The 19,789-nt window shown below is 62.1% G+C and carries 18 protein-coding genes, 1 tRNA gene and 1 pseudogene; 9 read left to right on the top strand and 11 right to left on the bottom strand.

Annotated features, from left to right (window positions below; all coding sequences use genetic code 11):
* Positions 1 to 386 (bottom strand): single-stranded DNA-binding protein (ssb, locus tag E4Q23_RS08920; RefSeq protein ID WP_169066309.1); only part of this gene is annotated, 386 nt, incomplete at its 3' end.
* 260 nt (positions 387 to 646) lie between these two features.
* Between ssb and E4Q23_RS08915 the strand changes: the two genes are divergently transcribed.
* From E4Q23_RS08915 to E4Q23_RS08905, 3 genes are all read left to right on the top strand, one after another.
* A complete protein-coding gene (locus E4Q23_RS08915; protein WP_169066308.1) occupies positions 647 to 1,300 on the top strand; it encodes a hypothetical protein in 654 nt (217 codons plus the stop codon).
* Between the two features lie 444 nt (positions 1,301 to 1,744).
* Positions 1,745 to 1,996 (top strand): DUF4224 domain-containing protein, encoded by a 252-nt coding sequence (locus E4Q23_RS08910; protein WP_336511643.1) that lies wholly within the window; start codon positions 1,745 to 1,747, stop codon positions 1,994 to 1,996.
* Between the two features lie 18 nt (positions 1,997 to 2,014).
* A complete protein-coding gene (locus tag E4Q23_RS08905; protein ID WP_169066307.1) occupies positions 2,015 to 3,118 on the top strand; it encodes a tyrosine-type recombinase/integrase in 1,104 nt (367 codons plus the stop codon).
* Positions 3,119 to 3,224: 106 nt separating this feature from the next.
* Here E4Q23_RS08905 and E4Q23_RS08900 read toward each other — a convergent pair.
* From E4Q23_RS08900 to E4Q23_RS08890, 3 genes are all read right to left on the bottom strand, one after another.
* Positions 3,225 to 3,314: transfer RNA gene (locus tag E4Q23_RS08900), tRNA-Ser, on the bottom strand.
* A gap of 103 nt (positions 3,315 to 3,417) precedes the next feature.
* Positions 3,418 to 4,701, bottom strand: a complete 1,284-nt coding sequence (gene serS / locus E4Q23_RS08895) for a serine--tRNA ligase (protein ID WP_169066306.1) — start codon at positions 4,699 to 4,701, stop codon at positions 3,418 to 3,420.
* Positions 4,702 to 4,820: 119 nt separating this feature from the next.
* Positions 4,821 to 6,203, bottom strand: coding sequence for a replication-associated recombination protein A (locus E4Q23_RS08890; protein WP_169066305.1), 1,383 nt, complete (start codon positions 6,201 to 6,203; stop codon positions 4,821 to 4,823).
* A 257-nt stretch (positions 6,204 to 6,460) separates the two neighbouring features.
* Here E4Q23_RS08890 and E4Q23_RS08885 point away from each other — a divergent pair, with 257 nt between their 5' ends.
* Positions 6,461 to 6,643, top strand: coding sequence for a hypothetical protein (locus tag E4Q23_RS08885; protein ID WP_169066304.1), 183 nt, complete (start codon positions 6,461 to 6,463; stop codon positions 6,641 to 6,643).
* Between the two features lie 243 nt (positions 6,644 to 6,886).
* On the opposite strand, the gene E4Q23_RS08880 is transcribed toward E4Q23_RS08885, so the two are convergent.
* The gene (locus E4Q23_RS08880; protein ID WP_169066303.1) at positions 6,887 to 8,284 is read right to left on the bottom strand and encodes a wax ester/triacylglycerol synthase family O-acyltransferase; all 1,398 of its coding nucleotides are present in this window, start codon (positions 8,282 to 8,284) and stop codon (positions 6,887 to 6,889) included.
* Positions 8,285 to 8,589: 305 nt separating this feature from the next.
* Between E4Q23_RS08880 and E4Q23_RS08875 the strand changes: the two genes are divergently transcribed.
* Positions 8,590 to 9,102, top strand: a complete 513-nt coding sequence (locus tag E4Q23_RS08875) for a phasin family protein (protein ID WP_169066302.1) — start codon at positions 8,590 to 8,592, stop codon at positions 9,100 to 9,102.
* A 3-nt stretch (positions 9,103 to 9,105) separates the two neighbouring features.
* Here the strand turns inward: E4Q23_RS08875 and gcvA are convergent, their stop codons facing one another.
* Entirely contained in the window at positions 9,106 to 10,074 is a 969-nt protein-coding gene (gene gcvA, locus E4Q23_RS08870) for a transcriptional regulator GcvA (RefSeq protein WP_169066301.1), read from the bottom strand.
* A gap of 122 nt (positions 10,075 to 10,196) precedes the next feature.
* Between gcvA and E4Q23_RS08865 the strand changes: the two genes are divergently transcribed.
* From E4Q23_RS08865 to E4Q23_RS08855, 3 genes are all read left to right on the top strand, one after another.
* Entirely contained in the window at positions 10,197 to 10,427 is a 231-nt protein-coding gene (locus tag E4Q23_RS08865) for a hypothetical protein (protein WP_169066300.1), read from the top strand.
* A 92-nt stretch (positions 10,428 to 10,519) separates the two neighbouring features.
* A complete protein-coding gene (locus E4Q23_RS08860; protein WP_169066299.1) occupies positions 10,520 to 10,699 on the top strand; it encodes a hypothetical protein in 180 nt (59 codons plus the stop codon).
* Positions 10,700 to 10,941: 242 nt separating this feature from the next.
* The gene (locus tag E4Q23_RS08855; protein ID WP_169066298.1) at positions 10,942 to 11,367 is read left to right on the top strand and encodes an acyl-CoA thioesterase; all 426 of its coding nucleotides are present in this window, start codon (positions 10,942 to 10,944) and stop codon (positions 11,365 to 11,367) included.
* A gap of 78 nt (positions 11,368 to 11,445) precedes the next feature.
* Here E4Q23_RS08855 and E4Q23_RS08850 read toward each other — a convergent pair whose 3' ends face one another.
* From E4Q23_RS08850 to E4Q23_RS08830, 5 genes and pseudogenes are all read right to left on the bottom strand, one after another.
* Positions 11,446 to 12,909, bottom strand: coding sequence for a DUF294 nucleotidyltransferase-like domain-containing protein (locus E4Q23_RS08850; protein WP_169066297.1), 1,464 nt, complete (start codon positions 12,907 to 12,909; stop codon positions 11,446 to 11,448).
* Positions 12,890 to 15,094, bottom strand: a complete 2,205-nt coding sequence (locus E4Q23_RS08845; protein WP_169066296.1) for a 3'-5' exonuclease — start codon at positions 15,092 to 15,094, stop codon at positions 12,890 to 12,892. Before E4Q23_RS08845 ends, E4Q23_RS08850 begins: the two co-directional genes overlap by 20 nt.
* Complete coding sequence (locus E4Q23_RS08840) at positions 15,095 to 15,463, bottom strand: response regulator transcription factor (protein WP_169066295.1); 369 nt, start codon at positions 15,461 to 15,463, stop codon at positions 15,095 to 15,097. It abuts the gene before it with no gap.
* Between the two features lie 158 nt (positions 15,464 to 15,621).
* Positions 15,622 to 18,382, bottom strand: a pseudogene (locus E4Q23_RS08835) (ATP-binding protein).
* Positions 18,383 to 18,391: 9 nt separating this feature from the next.
* Positions 18,392 to 18,592 carry a hypothetical protein gene (locus E4Q23_RS08830; protein WP_169066294.1) on the bottom strand — a complete coding sequence of 67 codons (201 nt, stop codon included), beginning with the start codon at positions 18,590 to 18,592 and terminating at the stop codon, positions 18,392 to 18,394.
* Between the two features lie 307 nt (positions 18,593 to 18,899).
* Here E4Q23_RS08830 and menB point away from each other — a divergent pair, with 307 nt between their 5' ends.
* Positions 18,900 to 19,739 carry a 1,4-dihydroxy-2-naphthoyl-CoA synthase gene (menB, locus tag E4Q23_RS08825; protein WP_169066293.1) on the top strand — a complete coding sequence of 280 codons (840 nt, stop codon included), beginning with the start codon at positions 18,900 to 18,902 and terminating at the stop codon, positions 19,737 to 19,739.
* Positions 19,740 to 19,789 lie beyond the last annotated feature (50 nt).

Here is a 19,789-nt window from a genome sequence, read left to right as displayed (position 1 = left end):
GTGTCGGCGCGACGAGGGACGGAACCCGATGCCTTGGCGTCCTTCGCCGATGGACGAGCACCGAGCATCTGCATTTCGCTGCCGATGATCTCGACGACGTAGCGATCCTGACCTGCGCTGTCCTGCCACTTGCGGGTCTGGATGCGACCTTCGACGTAGATCGGGGAGCCCTTCCTGAGGTACTCGCCGACGACTTCGGCCGTACGGTTGAAGAAGACCACGCGGTGCCATTCGGTGGTTTCCTTGCGTTCACCGGACGACTTGTCCTTGCTGATCTCTGTGGTCGCGATCCGGATCGTGGCGATCGCTTCTCGGTTCTGGGTGTAGCGAACCTCGGGGTCGGCGCCGAGATGGCCGATGAGGGTGACTCTGTTCAACGAGGGCATATGGCCTCCTGACAATGAAGGCAGGGACGCCGCCGTATCCTGACGGGGCTACCCCGCCGGGGGTTGGAGAAAATGCTGTTCATGAAGAAGGCCAGCTACCTTCACTTCGATCGTCATAGACGGAACGAGAGATGTCTGAATTCTCAGCCGCCGGGGTCGTCGCTGGGACGCGAAAAGCGTCTCTTCTGTTCGCATTTCGACGTTCCGCATTGCTGGTCAAGCGATACGCTGGGCTTGATCGACACCCCGGGAGATGGCACATGGCACAGCGACAGAGGAACGATTCGACGCAAATTCCGTCGGTCCGGCAGGACAACAGCCGGCCCTTCCTGACGCAGACGACCCTGCTCAATTCGCTGCACGCGCAGCAGATCTTCGACCGTGGCTACGAGATGTGCGCCAACGCGCTGTTCTCGTTGAGTGTGGTCTTGCGATTCATCGGGAGCGAAGAGCAGGCGCTGGAAGTCGATACCTTGGTCGATACTCAGATCGACCAGACCCTGGAGGAGATTCGCAAGGAGTCGCTGCGGCTGAAGGAAGTGGCCGAGGGCAATGGCATCGAGACCACGATCGGCTACACCAGCGCCAAGGCCATCGATGTCCAGATCACCTCGCCGCGCGCGATCAAGTACCTGGCGATCATCCGCGAGTTCGACGGGATGATGGCCCACCTGGATGCACTCTGGCTGTCATGCGTCATCACCGACAGCCAATACGCGCGCGGAGTCTATGAATGGAAGCGGCGGATTCTTCGTCTGGCCGGACAGGTCCGGCAGCTCGCTACGCGTGCAGTGCTGGCGGCACGGCGGAAGGAGACGGGGGAGATGGCGGATGAGTCGGGCACGGCCAGAGTTGGGCAGGATCGCGATCTGGCGGCGGAAGTCGCGGGTAAAAACCCACCGGAGGACGACTAGGTGCAGTACCGGCGGTTTCACGGACACGCGGTTATCGCGTGCGGTTCGAGCGGGGTATTGGTTCTCGTCAGCCCCGCAAAAACTCGGTTCTGATTGACGACATGGCGCTCCCACTGACTGACCGACCATTGCCATACCGTTGTCACTCACTGCAATTTGTTCTTCGCGGTGACCTCAGCCGTGGTGCGTACCCCCAACACATCCCGAGTGCTCTGTACAACGCTCGCCCGCGCATTGCGCTAATCGACGCTGAGCAAATGAACCCTTGTATTACTAGGGGCGTTGAGAACTTGAGGAAGCTTCCGACTGCCTCAGTGCGCAATAGATGGGTACTGAAACTCGGCAGCAACTTGGCGTACCGCAGCCGAATCGTCCGCACGCCCCCCCACGTCGGATCCCGCGACTGCAGCAACGTCGAACCCAGACTGACATAGCAATCGACCGATGGCCGCCGTTTTCGAGATGCCCCTTTCTAGCGAAGTTCTGAGCCCGGGTGAAGTAGCCGAGATAACCGGCTGCGGACGACGATCGGACCAGATTCAGTGGCTTACCGACAACGCATGGACTTTCCACAAAACAAAGGCCGGCAATCCCATTGTCGGGCGCTTGTACACTAGGCTGAAGCTCACCGGGATCAGCCCCGCGACCTTGGCTACGACAGGGGGATGGCTTCCGGACTTCTCAAGTATCCGGTAGTCCGAGTATTCTATTCTAATGCGCCCGAAATCCTCAGCCCGAGACCTGCCACCCCGCATGCTCCGTAGAGTGCGGACGCTGGCGAGCGGTAAACGGTGGGAAGGGTACTACTACGACGGACGGGATGACGCGGGGAACCGCAAGGAAATCCCCCTCGGCACCGAAATCAATGAGGCGAAGCGCAAGTGGGCGGAGCTGGAGTGCCGTCCAGCCCCGGTTGAAACTGGAATAATGCGCATTGCCTTCGACCGATACGCACGGGAAGTCATCCCCGACAAGGCACCGAAAACCCAAGCGAGCAACCAGCTCGAACTCGCAAAGCTACGTTCGGTTTTCGACACTGCCCCGATTGACGCCATCACTCCACAGCATATCGCACAGTACAGGGACGCCCGAATGACACGGGCGAGGACGCTCAAGAACGGCACAGTCGTCCCAGCCAAGCCCGCGACGGTCGCCGCAAACCGTGAGCTTGCACTGTTCTCCCACATCTTCAACAAGGCGCGCGAATGGGGATATACAGCGAAGACGAATCCCTGCGCGGGTGTGGCAAAGAACAAGGAAGCACCGCGCGACTTCTACGCTGACGATGAAGTCTGGAAAGCGGTGCGAAACCGCGCCGCCATCGAACTGCAGGATGCCATGGACCTTGCTTATCTCAGCGGACAGCGCCCTGGCGACGTGCTGCGCTTCACCCGGCGGGACATCGTGGAAGACGCACTCACCGTTCAGCAGGGAAAAACCTCAAAGCGCTTGGCGATCATGTTGACAGACCAGGATACCGGTACCCGAACGGAGCTGGGGCGGCTCTTGGATCGTATCGGAGCGCGCACGGTACGCAGCCTATGGTTATTGGCAACGCCGGATGGAAAGAGGCTCACACCGGGGATGCTGCGCTTGCGGTTCACCGCGGCTCGAAACGCCGCGGCGGTCCAAGTCGAAGAGTCTGGTGACCAACGCCTCGCTGCTCGTATCCGACAGTTCCAGTTCCGCGATGCGCGCCCGAAGGCCGCAAGCGAGATGGCTCTGGATCACGCCAGTGACTTGCTCGGGCACACCGACAAGCAGATTACGAAGGTCGTCTACCAACGTGTTGGCAAGCGCGTGCGGCCAACGAGGTAGCCTGGGTTGCGGAAATCGTTTCCGCAAGTTGCGGAAAATGCGAGATTTTCGTATGACGAAAAATAGCAACCACAAATACAAAACACAATCTTAATCAGCCATTTACTGGCGGAGAGGGAGGGATTCGAACCCTCGGTAGGCTCACACCTACGCCTGATTTCGAGTCAGGTACATTCGGCCACTCTGCCACCTCTCCGACGGGGCGCAATGTTAGCACAAGAAGTGCTGGATGACGCGCCAAGGGCAATATTCTTGCACACCACGGGAAACGCGCTATTGGCGCTCGCCGCCTGGCCCGTTCACGTCGCGCCGATGCGCTCCAATCCGCCCATGTAGGGGCGCAGGACGGCCGGAATGCTGATGCTGCCGTCGGCATGCTGGTAGTTTTCCATGATCGCCACCAGCGTCCGCCCGACGGCCAGACCCGAGCCGTTGAGGGTGTGCACCAGTTCGGTCCGGTTGCGCTCATTGCGGTAGCGGGCCTGCATGCGGCGGGCCTGGAAGGCGCCGAAGTTGGAGCACGAGGAGATCTCGCGATAGGCGTTCTGCGCCGGCAACCAGACTTCCAGGTCGTAGGTCTTGGTCGCCGAAAAGCCCATGTCGCCGCTGCACAAGGTGACGCGCCGGTACGGTAGATCGAGCAGTTCGAGGATCGTTTCGGCGTGGCCGGTGAGCTCTTCGTGCGCCGCCAGCGAGGCTTCGGGAGCGACGATCTGCACCAGCTCGACCTTGTCGAACTGGTGTTGGCGAATCATGCCGCGCGTGTCGCGACCGTAGGAACCGGCTTCGGAGCGAAAACACGGCGTATGGCAGACGAGCTTGAGCGGCAGTGCGTCGGCGGCGAGGATTTCGCCACGCACGATGTTGGTGACCGGCACTTCGGCGGTCGGGATGAGGTACAGCGGCTCGGCGTCGGCGCGCAGGATCTTGAATAGATCTTCTTCGAATTTCGGCAACTGTCCGGTGCCGAGCAGGCTGGCGGCGTTGACCAGGTACGGCGCGTACACTTCAACGTAATCATGCTCGATGGTATGCGTATCGAGCATGAACTGGGCGAGTGCGCGGTGCAGACGGGCCAGCTGTCCGCGCATCAGGGAAAAGCGCGTGCCAGCGATTTTCGCGGCGGTGGCGAAGTCCAGCTGGCCGAGCGCTTCGCCGAGGTCGACGTGATCCTTGACGACAAAGTCAAAGGCCCGTGGCGCCCCCCAGCATTTGACTTCGACGTTGTCGGCTTCGGATTTTCCGATCGGCACGCTCTCGTCGGGCAGGTTGGGCAGCAGCGCCAGGAAGGCATCGAGTTCCTTGAGCAGCTCGCCGAGGCGGACTTCGTTGGCGTCCAGTTCGCTCTTCAGCGCCGCCACCTGCGCCATCACCGGCGCGGCGTCTTCACCGCGGCCCTTGAGCATACCGACCTGCTTGGAGAGGCTGTTGCGGCTGGCCTGCAAGTCCTGGGTGCGGGTCTGCAGGGTCTTGCGCTCACTTTCGAGGTTCTGGAAAGTCGCTTTGTCGAGTACGAAACCGCGCCTTGCCAGGCGTTCGGCAAGGGCATCGATGTCGCTGCGCAGGTGTTGGATGTCGAGCATGCTCAGTCCTCAGCTTGGCGATCGCGCGGCGCGATCCGCCCTCTTCCACTGCTACCGCAGGTCCGGCGGACGGCTGCGCGCGAGCGGAACGATGTTGTGGTCGGCCGGTCGGCCTGGTCCTACTTTTCGTGCTTGTCGTGCTGGTCGTGCTGGTCGTGCTGGTCGTTCTTTTCCTGCTTTTGTTTCGTGTGCTGCTTTTCTTTCGCCCGGCGGTCGAGCTCGCGCAGCTGTGCCAGCTTCTCGCCGATCCGGATCTCGAGGCCACGCTCGACCGGTCGGTACCACTCGACCGCCGGCATGCCGTCCGGAAAATAATTCTCGCCGGCGGCGTAGGCGTCGGTCTGGTCGTGGGCGTAGCGGTAGTCCTTGCCGTAGCCGAGATTCTTCATCAGTCGCGTCGGCGCGTTGCGCAGATGCACCGGCACCGGCCGGGACCCGTCAGCGGCGATGAAACTCCGCGCCGCATTATACGCGAGGTAGGCAGCGTTCGACTTGGCCGCCATCGCCAGGTAGAGCAGCGCTTCGGCAAGCGCCAGCTCGCCTTCCGGGGAGCCGAGGCGCTCGAAAGTCTCGGCGGCGTCGAGTGCGATGCGCGCCGCGCGCGGATCGGCCAGGCCGATGTCTTCCCAGGCCATGCGCACAATGCGCCGCGCCAGGTAGCGCGGGTCGGCGCCACCGTCGAGCATGCGGCAGAACCAGTACAGCGCGGCGTCGGGAGACGAACCGCGCACGGCCTTGTGCAGCGCCGAAATCTGATCGTAGAAAGCGTCGCCTCCCTTGTCGAAACGACGCAAGCTCTGCGCCACGGTGGTGTCGACGAAAGCGCCATCGATCGTCGTCACCCCGGCAGTCGACGCGGCAGTGGCAATCTGTTCGAGGTGGTTGAGCAGGCGTCGCGCGTCACCGTCGGCGAGACCGACCAGGCGTGCGCGGGCGTCGTCGTCAAACTCGTGATCGGGCAGCACCTGCGCGCGCGCGCGTTCGAGGAGTTGCCCGATCTCCTCGGCCGAGAGCGGTTGCAGCACATAGACCGCGGCGCGCGAGAGCAACGCCGAGTTCACCTCGAAGGACGGGTTTTCAGTGGTCGCGCCGACAAAAGTCAACAGCCCGCCTTCCACGTAGGGCAGGAAAGCGTCCTGCTGCGCCTTGTTGAAACGGTGGACTTCATCGACGAAGAGGATCGTGCGGCGTCCGTTGCGGGCGCGCGTCAACTCGGCGCGCGCGACGGCCTCACGAATTTCCTTGACCCCCGAGAAGACCGCGGACAGGGCCATGAAGTCAGCGTCGAAAGCGTCCGCCATCAGCCGCGCCAGGGTCGTCTTGCCGACCCCGGGCGGGCCCCAGAGGATCATGCTGTGCAACTGCCGGGAACGGAAAGCCATCTCCAGCGGCTTGCCGGCAGCGAGCAGATGCGCCTGTCCGATCACCTCCGACAAGCTGCGTGGACGCAAGCGCTCGGCGAGCGGCGCGTCGGAATGATGCTCGGCAAACAGGTCGTTCATTTCTCTTTCACGTCATTCACGGGCTTGCGTCAGTGCTGGAGATGGAGGTCGGTGCGGCGCCGATGCTGGCGACGCTCGCATGCTAGCAGCTTTTCCGGATCCCGCTCGCCGCACCCAGGCGGCCGCTCAAGGGCACTGATTTGTTGAGGCCGTGAAATTGCTCACACACCCGGTAGCGAGCCAGCGCTATCTTTCGTCCATCACTTCCCGAACACGAACAGCAGGCATTCAGTCAATGAGAAAACAGAGAACTCGCAGTGCAAGCGACCGCCGCATGCGCGACGTCGGCCCGCCAGAAAAAAGTGGCAGAGCGGCGGCACAAGGCCGAGCGCCGCTTACCGGAACTGACGGACCTGCCATACGAAGAATTCGAGGCGGAACTGGCGGCTCTGGGCAAACAGGCTTCGGTATTTCTACGTAGCTTTTCCAGTGGTCAATAAACGACTCCACATCCGTGGTGTCATGCTCGGAATCGCGTATCAACTGGTCTACTGCGACGTAGCAAGGGCATGGTGAGGGCCGATTCTGGCCCCGCAGCAAGGCGGAAGCCGAGCTTTTGACCGGGTGCAATGCCCGGTCTTTTTTTCGCCCTGATTTCCTGCGCCAAGCTGTCGAAAAGCGCCCAAGGCGCGGCGCTGCGTTGGCGAGGGCGGGAGAGCAGTCAGCGATGCGGCCAGCCCCCCTCAGGAAAGCGTCTGATGGGCGTCGAAAACCGATTGTTCGAGTTCGCTGAATGCTTCGCCGACGTAGCGACCCAAACGCTCGAGGTTCGGCAATTCGTCGCTGGCAATCAGGCCGAAGAAAAGCTGTCCGGCATAGCTGAAGAGGGTGATGTTGAGCAGATTTCCGGCCGGCAGCGTACTGATCGGATGCAGCTCTTCCATTCTAGCGCCCTTGAGGTACAGAAACTCGGGCGGCCCGGGGATGTTGGAGACCAGGGTATTGCCGATCGGTGGCAGGCGCTTGCTGAGCCCCAGCATCTCGGCCAGCTGCGCGACGACGCCGGTGATCAGCGTGTAGGACTCGATCGCGTCAGGCGTGACGCTGTCGATCATCGAACGCACATTGCGCAAGGAAAAACCGATGTTGCGCAGGCGAACGTAAGGGTCGTCGGTTGGCGGCGAAAGCTCGACCGGGATGATGCCGATCTTGTTGCCGGTACCACTCTCCCCTTCCTTGCGCAGGTTGACCGGCATCTGAGTGGTGATTGGCCTCTTCAGCTCGACGCCCTCATCGTGTAGATAGCGGTGCAAAGCGCCATCGAGACAGGTCAGGGCGACGTGGTTCAGCGTCGACCGCGTCCGGGCACAGACTTCCTTGACGCGCACCATGCTCACGCTGGCCGTCGCAAACTGCCGACCCGCGGTCACCTGCCCGGTCAGCGGCGTGTTGCCGTCGGCGACGAAAGGCAAGGAAATGGCGTTCTTGGTCAGCTTGACCCCTTCCAGCGCCAGCATCGCGGCCAGACGAGCGATTCCCAGCAGGCGCGTGCCAGCACCCGAGAGGTCGCCGAGCAGGGACTGCGTCATCTTCTCTTTAAGCCGCTTCTGTTTCTTGTCGGCCGGGCCACGGGGAGTCGACCACAGCGGCCGCAGTTCGCGATCACTCGCCGACGAGGCCAGCGAATCCGCGGCCCAGCGCACCATGGTCACGCCATCCGCACTGGCATGATGCATCTTGACGTAGATGGCAAAACGCCGTTCGCTCAAGCCCTCGATGAGATGTAGTTCCCATAGCGGCCGCGAGCGCTCGAGCATCGGCTGATGCAGTTCGGAAACGAGCTGATAAAGCTCCTGCCGGCCGTTCTTGCCCCGGCGCAGCTTGTGGAAGAAGAGGTGTTGCTGGAGGTCGACGGCCTCGCTTTCCTGCCAGGTCGGCATGCCGGTCAGCGAGAAATGGATGATGCGGTTGAACGGCGGCTGGACGTCGTCGAAAGCGAGCAGTTCCTGATAAAGATCGGCGACAAAGCTGGCCGGCGACCTGGCCGGTCGCTTGTAGATCATCAGCCCGCCGACGTGTTTCGGGCTGGCCTCCGACTCGGCGACAAAGAAAGCGAGATCGAGCAAGGAGAGTTTGTTCATCGAGACACCTTTCTTTGTTCGTGCTCTATGCGGCGAGATGAGAATCCGTAGCGGCGAGAGCGCGCAGCTGCGATCGGCAGCTTGCGGCCAGCGGCGAGCGGGTCCCGACGGTCAGCGGTGGCCGGCTGCGACCGGCTGCAACCACGTCGACTGCCAAGGATACAACATCGAAAGGCCTGCACTTTAGAAGAAAACACCCAGGCATTTAGTGTGTGTGCTCTAGTGATCGTCGCTAGACTTCATTTCGTCAGCTGCACGGGCAGTTGCAGAAACTCTCAGTTCCAGTTGGATAAAGGAGAAACAAAATGAGCAAGACAAAGACAACCTTGGTTGATCAAGGTGGCAACGCGCAACGGATTAGCAGCGCCCAGGAATCTGTGCGCAAGTTCTGGCTTTTTGGCCTTGGCGCCTATTCCCTGGCTACCAGGACCGGTGCCCAGGCCTTCGAAACGCTGCTCGAAGAAGGCAAGGCATTGCGACCCAAAGCACGTCGGCAGATCAAGGAAAGCTCGGCCGAATTGGTCAGCACGGCCACGGAAAGCATCGACCGTGGCGAACAGCTGCTCAGAGATCGACTGCTACGGCCTCTGCATTCCATGCTCCTGGCCAGCAAGGGCGATGTCGAACAGCTTGCGGAAGGGCTCACTCAGCTGTCCACCGAAGTGCGCAAGCTGACCGGCAGCGGTGACGCGCCGACGGCAAAGAAAGCCGCGGCAAGCACCAAGCCAGGCAGCAAAGCGGCCGCCACCACAGTCGCACTGCCGGCAGCCGAGGCGACCGTAGCGGACGACGCGCCAATGATGCTCAGCGCTTCTTGAGCTCTATCCCTCGCGCACCTTCGCCGCCTCCTTGAGCAGCCATTTCCGGAAGGCAGTAACCACCGTGCGCTCGGCGACCGCTTCAGGGACGACCAGGTAATAGGCCTGTGCCGGGCGGATGACGATGTCGAAAGGCATCACCAGACGGCCGGCAGCCACTTCTGCCTCGATGAGCTGCTTGGACGCCAGCGCAACGCCAACGCCGTCGATCGCTGCCGAGAGGAGCAGCCCGGGGTCACTGATCTGCGTACCGCCGTCGGAATCGATGCCAGTGACGCCGGCGACCTGCAACCATTGGTCCCAGGTCGCCAGGGCGGGCTGGTCGAGATCCAGGTGAGCTTCATCTTCGTGGTGGAGAAGATTGTGACGGCGCAGGTCGGCCGGTACGTTCAAAGGCCGCATTCCCTTCAGCAGCAACGGGCTACAGACGGCGGTGTACGCCGGCGCAAAGAGCCGGTCGACGCGGCAGCCGTCATAGTGCCCATTGCCATAGCGGATAAAGGTTTCGGTCTTGTCGTCACGCACATCGACACTGGCAAGGCCCGAGAGATGCGAGGCCTCACCGGTGTCGATAGTATCCAGCGAGGTCGCCATGCGCAGCTTGATCTCGGGATGCCCGGCAGTGAATTCGGGCAGATGACGGAGCAGCCAACGCGCCGCAAAAGCCGGCGGTGAAGTCACCACCAGGCGTCCGCCGAAAACCACCTGATGTGTGCTCTCGATCGCGGCGGCGAAGCACTCCAGTCCCTCGCGCACCTTGGGGAGCATCGCCCGACCTTCGCGCGTCAGTTCCAGGGCGCGCGTCAGCCGCTTGAAGAGCAGACAGTCCAGGTATTCCTCGAGACCACGGATCTGGTGGCTGATCGCCGTCGGCGTCACCGACAGCTCGGCGGCCGCGTCTTTGAAACTGAGGTGGCGAGCCGCCGCTTCGAAAGCGCGCAGCGAACTCAGGGGTGGCAGGCGGTAAGTCATATAGGTGAGATTTTTTCACGCATCGGCTGACATTTGATCGTTTGCCGGCGCAGCCGCCAACAAATAAAGTTACGGCGAACTCTCGGAAACCGGGAACAACGCAAGGACAGAAGGAACCCCAAATGAAAACCAACCTCAACCATGACCAGATCGCAGTGATCATTGAACGCGCACGCAAGGAACGTAGTCTCGCCGTTGGCAGACACATCGCCACCGCCATGCACAGGCTGCTCGACTGGCTGGAAAAAGGCAAGCAGGACACCCCGCAAACGACCGCGCCGAAGCAGAGTGGCTACCACCTGAGCAGCGAAGGCAGCCATCCCAAGGGTTTCGATACGTCGGCCTTCGTTTGATTTTTGGCCGCCAGGCAAGCGCAGACAAAACCTTACACCGCTCTTATACCAGACTCACGATAGTCCAAAACAGTACAGGAACAGAAAGTAAAATGAAAACCCCCCTCAGCCACGAACAGATGACGATGATCGTCGAACGTGCCACCCGGGAACGCAATGCCGCCCTCTCCGACTTCATCGCCACCTTCGCCGACAAAGTGCTCGATGCGACAGCAAGAGGATTCGAGAAGTTTGTGAACACACTCCGGGTGGATGCCAGGGCTGGCTTCTGAAGCTGGCCAAGCGAACCTGCTCTCTGCGTCCCCCTCTGAGCCCCCTCTCCCCCAACCCCTCCCCCGCGAGGGGGGAGGGGAGTTTGGCTTTTGGTGGGGCGACGGTTCGGGATTTAGGCAGGCACCTGCTTGGGGGCTCAGCTCTTCCCCTCTTCACCGCTGGCCGCGGCCAGCGGTGACAGGAGCCGGCGGATTGACGTACGATCGGCCTCCGGAACCAACCAGCCACGACGGACCCCACCATGCCCAGAATCAAGATCGACATCCCCGAGCATTTCGCGTACTCGACCGAGATCACGCTCTATCTCAGCCACATGAACTATGCCGGCCACCTCGACAATGCCTTGTTGTTGTCCCTGGTTTCCGAGGCCCGCGCGCGGTTTTTCATGTCTCTGGACTATACCGAGCTGAACGTCGAGGGGGTGGGCATCGTCGTCGCCGACGCGGCCGTGCAGTACAAGTCCGAAGCCTTTCACGGTGAAGTGATGGTCGTTGGCATGAGCGCCGGCGATTTTGGCAGCAAGGGCTGCGACCTGCTGTGGCGCATGCATGAGAAACTCAGCCAACGTGAAGTCGCGCGCGGCAAGACCGGAATCGTCTTCTTCGACTATGCGGCCCGCAAAGTGGCGCCGGTACCGGCCAACTTCCGCGCCCGCACGCAAGCCTGAACGCTCGGCGGCCGCGTTTCCCCGCCCGCATCCTTTCCAGCAGCCCATCTGCTCCGGCGCAAGCGCTGCCGCCAGCCTCTATTCCGGGGCGTACTCGCGCACCAAGCGCTTCTGCAAATAGCCGATCTGCTTGAGCGCTTCCTTGAGGATCAGGCGATCCAGTTCGTGCAGTTCGTCGGGCACGACACGATTGGAAACGGCGTCGGCGGCGCCACTGACCTGCTGCTGGAGCCGGAGACGCTGGATGTGCTGAAAGGCGTCGATCAGCGCCGCCATTTCGTGGACACCAGCGCCGATCTGCTCGCCGGTCACGCGCAGGCGCTCGGCAGTGTTGGTATCAGGAATCTGGCGGGCCAACGCGTAAACCCGCGCGGCGTCCACCAAGGGGCGTGAACCATGCTTCTTGAGATCGATGGTGTTCGGGAACTCCTTGTCAAGATCGGTTCGGAACCCCTTCCACCAGTTCAGCGGCGACTCCCAGTTGAGCGTGTTCTCGACCATCGCGCGCAGGAAAATCGGGTAACTGTGCGCCCGCGCCAGCAGCCAGCTACGCAAGTCGTTGGCCAGCGACTCCTGCCCATACAGGCCGCGCAAATCGAAGAAGATGCTCGCATTGAGCAAAGCCTCCGGTTGCGGGCTTTCCAGCCAGCCTGAAAAGGCTGTTCGCCATTCGTCGGCAGACAAACACCACTGCCGGTTACTGGCCATGATATCGCCCTTGCATAGCGGAAAACCACAGGCGTCGAGGGCCTCGTTCACCGCCCGGGCGAAAGGCAGGAAAGCGTTGCGCAGATGCGCCGCCTGCTCGTCCGAGTCGGCGGCGAAGATCAGGCCATTGTCCTGGTCGGTAGCCAGGGTCTGCTCGAGCCGCCCCTCGGAACCAAAAACCAGCCAGCACCATTGGACGTAGGGCAGCTCGTGCTTCCCGGCGACCAGTTCGATGACCTGCAGGGTGAGCAGATCGTTGAGCGACGAGAGGCGATTGCAGAGCGCATCGGCGCTGACCCGCTCGGCGACCAGACGCCCGACCAGTGCGCGGATCTCGGCAGCCAGGTGGACCAGCGTCGGCAGGTCGCGTGCCGCCAGAATTGCTTTGACGAGATCGGTGCCCTGCGCGCCCGGCAGAGTGTACAGATCGGTCTGCGAAACGAGGTTGAAGTAGCTGCCGTCCGCCTCGGTAAGCACCAAATGGTGCACCCCGCGCCGCACCATGACCACGCTGGCCTGGTGGGCCGTGCTGTCCGCCGGCACGGTAATCAGGCCGCCGGTCATCACCGCCGCGATCGGCGCATTCAGATCGCAGGCTTCAATGGCCACGCGGCGCACGACGTCGTGCAGGGTGATGATGCCCAGCGCTACCCGGCTGCCCTCGTCGACCACTACCACCGCATCGCCGTGCGTCTTGTCGAGTAGCTGTAGCGTCTCGCGCACGCTGGTCGACGGGCCGACCATCAAGGGCTGACTGCGCACCAGATGGCGCAGTCCGACATACGGCGAAAACGGGGTGACGCGTGCCGTCTGCTCAGTAGCGGAGTCGGGCATGGTAGGTTCTCTCACTGGCTTCGCGCGCTTGGCGCAGCGTCGTGATGCCCATTTCAGCAAGCAAGGGCAACATCTTCAGAAAGACTTCGCCGGTCACCATTGCATCGCCGAGCGCGGTATGGCGTCCGAACACCGAGACGCCAAGGCGCTCGGCGATTGCCTCCAGGCGGTGCGTGTTCTGGTTGGGCTGCAAGACCGCCGAAAGCAGCAAGGTATCGAGCACCGGGTGATCGAAGCGCACGCCGCTTTGCCGCTCCTTCAATTGCAGGAAACGCATGTCGAAAGCGGCGTTGTGACCGACCAGGACGGTGTCGGCACAAAAAGCATGGAAGGTCGGCAGGACGGTCGCGATCACCGGCTGTCCGGTGAGCATTTCGCGGGTGATGCCGTGCACCTTGACGGATTGTTGCGACAACGGGCGCTTCGGGTCGACCAGTTGATCGAAGCACTCGTGACGCAGGAGGCGACGATTGACGATGCGCGTCGCACCGATCTGGATGATCTCGTCGCCGGCAGAAGGCTCCAGACCGGTCGTTTCGGTATCGAAAACGGTGTACGAAAGCTCCGCCAGCGGTCGATCGTCGAGTTCGTGGCTGCCTCCCGACCAGTGGAAGATATCGAAGTCATAAAACTCGGGACGTTCGCCTTCGGCCGCGGAAATGATCGCCCGCGGCAGATCCTTGGGCGCCTCCGCCGCCGGCAGCATGGTCCGGAAGAAAGCCCGATGCGAGACACGCTCGCGCTGGAACCAGATCTCGCCGTTACAGCGCTCGATGACATCGACGACGCTCAGCGGCGAGCTTTCGCTACCGATATTCATCGGGTCCTGCAACCAGATCATGGCCGCTTCATTGTTCAGGAAGGTGCCGGTCCAGTACAAATCGAGCTGGGCGAGGTGACCGCTGCGTTGCAAGGACAGGCGCACTTCGCGCACCTCGTACTCGTCCTGCAAACGCAGGGCCAGATAGCTCAGGGCTTGCAGGAGTCCGAAGCTGTCTACGCGTAGCCACAGGCCGTCATCGATTTGCTCGGACTTGACCGCCAGCTTGTGCTGCCCGGCGTTGCCGCGCTCGGCGATGCGGCGTGCAGCGACTTCGACGAGCTCGGCGCCGAGGATTTCCTCAAGCAGCCAGCGCTCGCGCAGATCGTTCGAAAAAGCTGCCGCCGCTGTCTCGAACTGCGTCGACAGCACACTGGCCTCGTCGCGAATCACGCCGAGAAAGCGATCACGCTGCTGGGCTGGCATATCGGAAAAATCGGAGAGCATTTCGGCTGCCGCGCGCAAGCTCCCCAGGGGCCCGCGCCCGCCTTCGATCAGTGACTGGATCAGGGCGTCGCGGCGCGCATGCCGCTCGTTGGTGCTCGTCACGTCGTCGAGAACGAGCACGAAGCCGGTAATCGACAGGCCGGCGACCTGCGCGCCGGGCTGTCCGTCGCTACCCAGGACCGGCGACATGTGCGCGCGAAGCAAGCGTCCGGCACGGGTGGCGGTAACGAACTGCGCCGAGCCGAGGAGTTTCTTGCGGTCCACACCGGCCTCGCCGCCCGCATCGCGACTGGCCGACTGCAAACGTTCCAGCGCATGCTCGATCAGCGCCCGATCGAAAACCGTGTAAATCGAACGCCCCAGGCCAAGCAATTCGCCATTACTGCCGTCAGGCCCGGCAGAAAGCTCCTGCTTGGCGCGTTGGTTGTAGAGCAGCACGCGGCCATCCAGATTGCAGACCACAACGCTCTGGCTCAGATCGGCCATCAGCGCAGCCAGACGGCTGCGCTCCTCCTCGAGCGAAGCGCGTGCTTCGCGCACGCGCTCGGCGACATCGCGCTCGAGCGCGTCGCGTGCGGCCAGCAGTTGATTTGCCGCCTGCCCCAGAGTGCGCAATTCGGGCGTTACCTGCTCGGGCAAACGCAGGCCACTGTGGGTAGCCACCGCCGCCAAGTCCTCGGCCATGCGCAGTGGCCCATTGACGTAGCGTGCATACCAGCCGGCGATCACCAGGTAGGCGCCCCCCGCCCCGGCCAGGGTCAGCAAGAGCAGGACGAAGATCCTGCCTTCGGCGGACCAGCCGCCAGCGCGGCCATCGGCTTCGGTGACCCACATCAGGGTCGCCGCCGCGAGCACCACGGCAAGCACGAACAGACCGGCCAACAGCGCGGCCCTGCACAGCTGGCGCGTGGCCTTCATCTACGTCTCCAGGAGCTTGCGCACCTCGGCGAGCAACTCTTTGGTCGAGAAGGGCTTGGTCATGTAGCCGTCGGCGCCAAGTCCGAGGCCTTTGCTGACTTCCGTGTCGCGCCCTTTGGCAGTGAGCATCAGAATGCGCGTAGCGCTGAGCTCGGGGTCAGCGCGCAAGGCCTGGCAAACGTCGAAGCCATTCATCTTGGGCATCATGACGTCGAGCAGAACGAGATCGGGCTTCTCGGCACGCACTTTCGCCAGAGCCTCTTCGCCGTCGCCGGCGACCAGCACCTCGAAACCCTCCCGGCGCAGCAGAAACTCGATCGAAATGACAATGTTTTGCTCGTCGTCGGCAATCAGTATTTTCGTGCTCATCAACACTCCGCTCATAAATAACTACGCTAACGGTCATGACTTGTCGAGATACCCCCGATCATGAAAGTCATGACCGTTCCCCCCTCTTCCCCGACCCCTCTCCCGCGCGGGGAGGAGGGAGATTCGTGCGACGCTGGCGCGACTTTTAGATTAATGGACTACTCTGCTGGTGCCGCCGCTGGCGGCTGCACAGGTGCAAAAGGCAAGGTGAAACGAAATGTGGCACCCTCGCCCGGGACGCTTTCAACCCACAGCTCGCCACCGAAGTGTTCCACGATACGCCGGCTGATCGGTAGCCCAAGGCCGGTGCCCGATGGCTTGGCGGTCATCGTATCGCCGACCTGACGAAACTTTTCGAAAACCAGTTGCTGATCTTCCGGGCGAATCCCCGGTCCGTTGTCGGCAACGCTGACTTGCAGGCCATCGTCCCGCCGACTCAGGGTCACGCGAATCAGGCCACTGCCCGGCGTCAGGAACTTCACCGCATTGGAAAGCAGATTCAGCATCACCTGGATCAATCGATCCCGATCGGCAAGAATCAGCGGTAGATTATCGGGCAGATCGACCTCGATGTGCGCCTCTTTCTCGTGCACCAGCTGACTGGTAGCAGCGATCGACTGTTCGACGACCTCTTTCAGATCGAGTTCGCAGCCGTTCCAGTCGGCTCGCCCGGACTCGATTTTCGCCAGGTCGAGCGTCTGGTTGATCAGCCGCGTCAAACGCTCCGGCCTCGCTGACGATCAAGCCCAGGAAGCGCACGCGATCGGCGAGATGCATTTTCGGATCGTCGCGCAAGAGTTCCGAGAAAGCACGGATCGACGTCAGCGGCGTGCGCAGTTCGTGGGTTACCGACGACATGATGTCGTCCTTGACACGGTCGAGCTCCTGCAGGCGCTCGTTCGCCTCCCGCAACTCCAGCGTCGCCGCCGTCAGCTCGCGTGACTTGCGCTCGAGTTCACGACTGTAGGTGCGCAGCTGTGACGCTTCGTCGAGGATATGCATCACTTCCTCGATGCTCAGCGGCTCTTCCTTGGCCACCGAGGCGACCATCACCCGCGCCGAAGCACTGCCAATCGCGCCGGCCAACAGGGATTCGGCGAACTGCACCAGCCTGGCATCGGCCTCGGGCTTTGAGTCGCCGTCGCGACCGTTGCGGCGCGCGAAACCGGCAAAAGCCGATTGCGCACGACTTGGGCCAAGAAAGCGCCCGACCAGCTCCTGCAGATCACTGACCTGCGCCCGGCCACGCCAGAGCACGGCCCCACCCTGCCCGGTTTCCGATAGCGCATCGACGAACAGGGTCGCCTGTGTCGCCTCGGCGACCATCGGCGGGCGCAGCAAGGATACCGCGACGTAGGCACCAATATTCGCGAAAAAACTCCAGAACAGGCAGTGCGAGATTTCGTCGATCCCGGTGAGACCAAACAACTGCTGCGGCCGCAAGAGCTCGATCCCGAAAAATCCTTGCGCGAGAAAATCACCTGGAAGCCAACCGGATTTCGCAAACGACGGCAACAGCAAAGTGTAGGCCCAGACCAGAAAACCGGCCGTCAGACCGGCCAGCGCGCCACCGCGCGTACCGCCGCGCCAGTACATGCCGCCGATCAGCGCCGGCGCAAACTGCGCCACCGCCGCAAAACTGATGAGGCCGATGGCGACCAGTGCATAAGCCTCGCCTGCCAGCCGAAAGTAGAGGTAACCGAGCAGCAGGATGACCACGATGGCGCCACGCCGGATGGCGAGCAGCAAGCCCGAGAGGTCTTTCGACTCGACCAGCGCGGCCCGCTTGTGGCGCAGCAGCATCGGCATCACCAGGTCGTTGCAGACCATGGTCGACAAGGCGATGGTTTCGACGATGACCATGCCGGTGGCCGATGACAGGCCGCCAATGAAGGCCAGCAGCGTCAGCCCTTCCTGGCGCTGTGACATCGGGAAGGTGAGCACCAAGGTATCGGCGTCAACCCCTTGTCCGGCGAAGTGCAGCAGGCCGCCCAGCGCGATCGGCAATACGAAAATATTGATCAACAGCAGGTATAGGGGAAACAACCATGCCGCCCGCTTCAGGTGCGCCTCATTGACGTTCTCGACGACGGCGACCTGGAACTGGCGCGGCAGGAAGAGAAACGCCAGACCGGACAGCACGACCAGCGAAAACCAGCCGCTATAACCCGCCCCGGAGGGAATCGCAGTCATCAGCTTTTGCAGTTCCTGCTGCTCCGCGACGCGGTCAAAAATATCGCCGAAACCGTCGAAAACGCCGTAGGTCACGAATACTCCGACGGCCAGGAAGGCGACCAGCTTGACCACCGATTCCAGAGCAATCGCCGCCACCATTCCTTCGTGGCGTTCGGTAGCGTCGAGATGGCGGGTACCGAAGACGATGGTAAAGGCGGCCAGGATCAAGGCAATGTAGAAGCTGATGTCTGCCCCTACGGACATCGTCGCACTGCGGTGCGGCATGACGATTTCCGGATAGCTGAAGAGCAGGCTGACGGTGTTCGAGACCGCCTTGAGCTGCAGCGAGATGTAGGGAATGATGCCCACCACGGCGATGATCGTCACCAGGCCGCCGAGCCCATGACTCTTGCCATAACGGGAGGAAATGAAATCGGCAATCGAGGTGATGCGGTTTGCCTTGACGATGCGAATCATTTTCAGCAGCACGATCCAGCCGAGCCCCATGACCAGCGTCGGCCCCAGGTAAACGGGCAGAAAGCCGATTCCCGAAACGGCAGCACGCCCGACACTGCCGTAGAAAGTCCAGGTCGTGCAGTAAACGGCCATCGACAGGGCGTAGATGGTCGGACTGGCGATCAGCGAGCGTCCCTGATCGGCGCGCTTGTCGCCCCACCAGGCCACCGCAAACAGCAGCCCCAGATAGAGCAGCGAGACAGTAATCAGTACCGGCGCTTCGAGCATCGCCGCCGCCTACTTGAAGCGCCGTTCGACGGCCCAGGCCATCAAGGCAATGACCAGCGCCCAGGCAGCAAAAATGTAGGCATAAACCAGCGGAATGCCGAAGATCTCGCTCGGCCGGTCGAACAGCGACAGTAGGGGATAATTGAACAGCACGCAGCCGATGAGGAAAGCCGCGATCAGTCGATCACCTGCCAGTATCCTGCGATGCATCTCTCTCTCCCGCCGCGAAAAAGATGGGCCCCGGAAGCGCTCAGCTTGCCAGGCGGCGCCGCGTGCTAACGGTCATGACATGTCGAGATACCCCGAATCATGAAAGCCATGACCGTTCCCCCTCTTCCCCAGACCCTTCTCCCGCGAGGGAGAAGGGAGTTTCGTGAGTCGCTTGCGCGACTTACACATTAACCTGCCAACGCTCCATCGTGATTGGGTAGGTGGCAATTGCTATTTGCTATTTGCTATTTGCTATTTGGCAGCGGCTATACTGCCCGCCGTCCCCCTTGCCGAGGAAATTGTCCCCATGATCCGCCCCGCTCTCGACTGGCAGCCACGTGCCGCCAGCAAGGCCTACTCCGATATTCGCTACGAATTCGCCGAAGGCATCGCCAGCATTGTCATCAATCGGCCCGAACGACGCAATGCCTTTCGACCGGAAACAGTCTCCCAACTGATCGACGCCACCCACCAGGCGCAGTTCGATCCGCAGGTCGGGGTGATCATCCTGAGCGGTGCCGGACACGAAGCTTTCTGCGCGGGCGGCGATCAGACCGTACGCGGCGACGACGGCGGCTACCATGATGAGGCGGGCATGCCGCATCTCAACGTCCTCGACCTGCAGATGCAGATTCGCCGTTGCCCGAAACCGGTGGTGGCAATGGTTGCCGGTTACGCCATCGGCGGCGGGCACGTCCTGCACCTGGTCTGCGACCTGACGATTGCCGCCGACAATGCCCGCTTCGGGCAGACCGGCCCGCGCGTCGGCAGTTTCGACGCTGGCCTCGGCGCCGGCCTCATGGCGCGCACCATCGGCATGAAACGGGCCAAGGAAATCTGGCTGCTCTGCCGCCAGTACGACGCCGCGGCGGCGCTGGCCATGGGCTTGGTGAATACCGTCGTGCCGCTCGCCGAACTCGAGGAAGAGACCGTGCGCTGGTGCCGCGACATGCTCAAGCTGTCGCCGATGGCGCTGCGCATGATCAAGGCCGGCTTCAACGCCGACACCGACGGCCTGGCGGGAATCCAGGAACTCGCCGGCAACGCCACCGGCCTGTTCTACATGACCGAGGAAGGCCAGGAAGGACGTAACGCCTGGCTCGAAAAACGGGCGCCGGACTTCTCGAAATATCGGCAACGCCCGTAGCGCGATGCGGCGTCCAGTGGCAGCTTCTGCTGTTGCTGAACGTTTCTTTC

Origin of the sequence: Candidatus Accumulibacter phosphatis (assembly GCF_012939955.1) — a bacterium.
In the GTDB taxonomy this organism is placed as follows: domain Bacteria; phylum Pseudomonadota; class Gammaproteobacteria; order Burkholderiales; family Rhodocyclaceae; genus Accumulibacter; species Accumulibacter delftensis.
Note: the sequence above shows the minus strand (reverse complement) of the source record. Positions and strands in the feature narration are given on the sequence as shown.